Source organism: Blastococcus atacamensis (genome assembly GCF_002938425.1).
GTDB lineage: Bacteria > Actinomycetota > Actinomycetes > Mycobacteriales > Geodermatophilaceae > Blastococcus > Blastococcus atacamensis.
The window spans coordinates 1-3,479 of record NZ_POQU01000143.1 but is presented as its reverse complement, the minus strand read 5'-3'; the positions used below and the strand labels follow the sequence as shown (position 1 = coordinate 3,479).

Annotated in this window: 3 protein-coding genes; 2 read left to right on the top strand and 1 reads right to left on the bottom strand. The window is 72.5% G+C overall.

Annotated elements, in window-relative coordinates:
* Positions 1–492 precede the first annotated feature (492 nt).
* Positions 493–2,487 (bottom strand): ATP-dependent helicase, encoded by a 1,995-nt coding sequence (locus C5508_RS18990; protein WP_104526466.1) that lies wholly within the window; start codon positions 2,485–2,487, stop codon positions 493–495.
* A 174-nt stretch (positions 2,488–2,661) separates the two neighbouring features.
* Here C5508_RS18990 and C5508_RS18985 point away from each other — a divergent pair, with 174 nt between their 5' ends.
* On the top strand, positions 2,662–2,928 hold the full coding sequence (locus C5508_RS18985) for a mycoredoxin (protein ID WP_104526465.1): 267 nt from the start codon (positions 2,662–2,664) through the stop codon (positions 2,926–2,928).
* Positions 2,925–3,479 (top strand): ANTAR domain-containing protein (locus C5508_RS18980; protein ID WP_104526468.1); only part of this gene is annotated, 555 nt, incomplete at its 3' end. The genes C5508_RS18985 and C5508_RS18980, both read left to right, overlap by 4 nt.

The following is a 3,479-nucleotide window of genomic DNA, read 5'->3' as shown; positions in this document are numbered from 1 at the left end:
CATACGCAAATCTCTTACAATGGATAGGTAGCAAATTGTTACGAGGTGGTATGATTATTCATTTGAGTTGTTCATGCACCACCTAACTCTACACTATCCTCATCTTCGGCGACGTCAGGAGGGCGGCACCCACGAGGGCACCCACGGGGGCGACGGTCGGAACCGTGCCGGTGCAGGACCAGGTGGACAGACGGGTGCCGCCGATCGGGGCGACCGGAGGACGCATGGCGGAATCGACGCCGCGGACATCAGCGGAGGTGGCGGTCCGGAACAACGTGCTCATCGAAGTGCCCCTCCCTTCTGTGTCCGCGTCCTGGCCGGTCGGCCGGGCGCATCGGGGCGCAGCTCGTGTGTGACAGGACACTAGGGGCCCCGCCGAGATGCGGTCAAACGAATTAACTGCGGGATCCTTGACGGGCGGAGCAGCGTGCCGGCCGCCCTTCAGGGGCCCGCGCCGAGCATCCGCGGTGCGGGGGGAAGGGTGGCCCTTCTTCATCCGGAGACGGCCGCGAGCACGTCCTCGCCGTATAGCTCGAGCTTCTTGCTCCCCACCCCGGGCAGCCCGGAGAGCTCCCGGAGGTTGGCCGGACGGCTCTCCGCGATGGCCTGGAGCGTGGCGTCGGAGAAGACCACGTACGCCGGAACCGACTGCGACTGGGCCGCCTGGCTGCGCCAGGCGCGGAGTCGCTCGAACAGCACGCCGGCCTCTCCCTCGAGCACGACCTTGGCCTTCTTGACCGGGCGACGAGCTGGGGGCGCGGTGGGTCCGGACTCCGGGGCCAGGCCGGTGAGGAACTGGCTGCGCGGCCGGGCGCGGCGCCCGCCCGGGTTCCGGGCGAGCGACCAGGACAGCGAGAGCTGCTCCCGGGCGCGGGTGATCGCCACGTAGAGGAGCCTGCGCTCCTCCTCCACCGCCTCGGGCCGGTTCAGCGACTGGGCGATGGGGACGACGCCCTCGACCAGGCCGACCACGAAGACGACGTCCCACTCCAGGCCCTTGGCCGCGTGCATCGACGCGAGGGTGACCCCCTGCACGGTGGGGGCGTGCTGGGCGTCGGCCCGCTGGAGCAGGTGGGTGACGAAGCCGGCGAGGTCCAGGGACGGGTTCTCCGAGACGAGGTCGACGGCGAGGTCGACCAGTGCGGCGAGCGACTGCCAGCGGTCGCGCGCCGCTCCCCCCGGCGGCGGCCGGTGCTCGGCCCACCCCGTCGAGGCCAGCACGTCGCGGACGGCGGGCACGAGCATCCCGGGCTCGTTGCCACCCGCCGCGGCCCCGCGCAGCAGCAGGACCGCCTCCCGCACCTCGGGGCGCTCGAAGAACCGCTCACCGCCCTTGAGCACGTAGGGGACACCGGCGGCGGCCAGGGCGTTCTCGTAGACCTCGGACTGGGCGTTGATCCGGAACAGGACGGCCATCTCCGCCGCGGGCATGCCCTCGTCGATCAGCGCGCGGCAGCGGGCGGCGACCGCGGCGGCCTCAGCGGGCTCGTCGGGGTACTCGGTGAACCGCGGCTCGGCGCCCGCGGCGCGCTGGCCGAGCAGTCGCAGACCCGGCAGGCCCTTGCGCCGCGGCGCCATGCCGATGAGCTTGTTGGCCAGCCCGACGACCTGCGGGGTCGAGCGGTAGTCGCGCTCCAGCTTGACCACCGCGGCGTCGGCGTACCGGTCGGCGAAGCCGAGCAGGTAGTCGGGGTTGGCGCCGGTGAACGAGTAGATCGTCTGGTTCGGGTCACCGACGACGCAGACCTCGGCGCGGCCGCCCAGCCAGGCGTCGAGCAGTCGCTGCTGCAGCGGGTTGACGTCCTGGTACTCGTCGACGACGAAGTGCCGGTACTGGGCGCGCACCTGCCGGGCGACGTCCTGGTGCTCCTCGATCGCGAAGGCGGTGACCAGGAGCAGGTCCTCGAAGTCCAGGGCGCCGTCGCGCTGCTTGGCCGACTCGTAGCTGGCGTAGACCGCGGCCACCGCGGCCGGCTCGAACGGCGTCTCCCGGCCGGCCGCCTTCGCCCGGGCCGGGTAGTCCTCCGGGGTCGCCAGCGTGGTCTTGGCCCACTCGATCTCGCTGGCCAGATCGCGCAGGCTGGCGCGGTCGGTGGTGAGCCGGTTGCGGGTGGCCGCCGAGGCGACGACGCGCAGCTTGTTCTCGATCAGCGAGGGCATGGGTCCGCCCAGCACCCGCGGGGCGAAGTAGCGCAGCTGGCGCATCGCGGCGGCGTGGAACGTGCGCGCCTGCACGCCCCCGACCCCGAGAGCGGCCAGTCTGGTGCGCAGCTCGCCCGCGGCCCGCGCGGTGAAGGTGACCGCGAGCACCTGCTCGGCGACGTAGTTGCCGGTGTGGACGCCGTAGGCGATGCGGTGCGTGATCGTGCGGGTCTTGCCGGTCCCGGCACCGGCGAGGATGCAGACCGGGCCCGACACCGCCTGCGCGGCCTCGCGCTGCTCGTCGTCGAGACCGCTGAGTACGGCCTCCGCCTCTGCCTGCGACATCGCCGCCGTCCTCCTCGCTCGCACGTGCCCGGCCCCGCCGGTCCGTGCCGATCCTCCCAGCCCGTGCCGACACGGCCCGGGAAGCATCCCCACGGGGGTCGCGTTGTGGATCGCGAGCACGCCACCCCGGAACGGGGCTGGACCCACCCGGCACGAACAGGGAGACTCCCCGCGATGACCACGACCCCCGGCGCCGCCGTCACGATGTACACCACCTCGTGGTGTGGCTACTGCGTGCGGCTCAAGAAGATGATGCAGCGCGAAGGCATCGACTACGCCGAGGTCAACATCGAGGAGGACGCGAACGCGGCGGACATCGTGATGCAGGCCAACGGTGGCAACCGCACGGTCCCCACGCTGGTCTTCCGCGACGGCAGCGCCCTGACCAACCCGAGCATCGACCAGGTCAAGACCCAACTGGCGCAACTCCCGGAGGCATGAGACCCGTGGTCCCCGGCCCCCGGCCCTCCGACGAGATCGGCGGTTCCGCGTCCTTCTCCGCGGACCCGGCTCCGGCCGTTGACCACCCTCGTGTCGCCCTCGCCCGCACGCAGCGCGGCTGGACCGTCATCCCGGTCCCGGTCCCGGCCATCGGGGACGACGTCGCCGACCTCGTCGAGGGCATGACACTTGCCGACCTCGTCGCCGAGCAGACCGGCGGCCTGCCCGAACCCGACCGCAACGCGCGGCGGTCGGCACGTGGGCCCGCCGGCCCGTCGCCCGACGCGGATCCGCTCGACGCCCGCATCGCCGCGCTGGAGCGCACCGTGGCCCAGCTGGAGCACGCCCTCGCCGCCCGGGTCTCCACCGAGCGGGCGATCGGCGTCCTGGCCGAGCGGAACGGCTCCAGCCCGCGGACGGCTTTCGAGGAACTGCGCGGCCAGGCGCGGACCCAGGGCCGGCCCGTCGTCGAACTCGCCCGCGAGGTGCTCGACGGGCTGGCCGCGGACCCCGCTCTCGACGTCGTCCCCGCCACGGGGTTCTACCGTCCC

What these genes read in the sequence shown, in the direction of transcription:
- C5508_RS18990 (WP_104526466.1), bottom strand. Translation starts at nt 2,487, where the DNA reads ATGTCGCAGGCAGAGGCGGAGGCCGTACTCAGCGGTCTCGACGACGAG.
- C5508_RS18985 (WP_104526465.1), top strand. Translation starts at nt 2,662, where the DNA reads ATGACCACGACCCCCGGCGCCGCCGTCACGATGTACACCACCTCGTGG.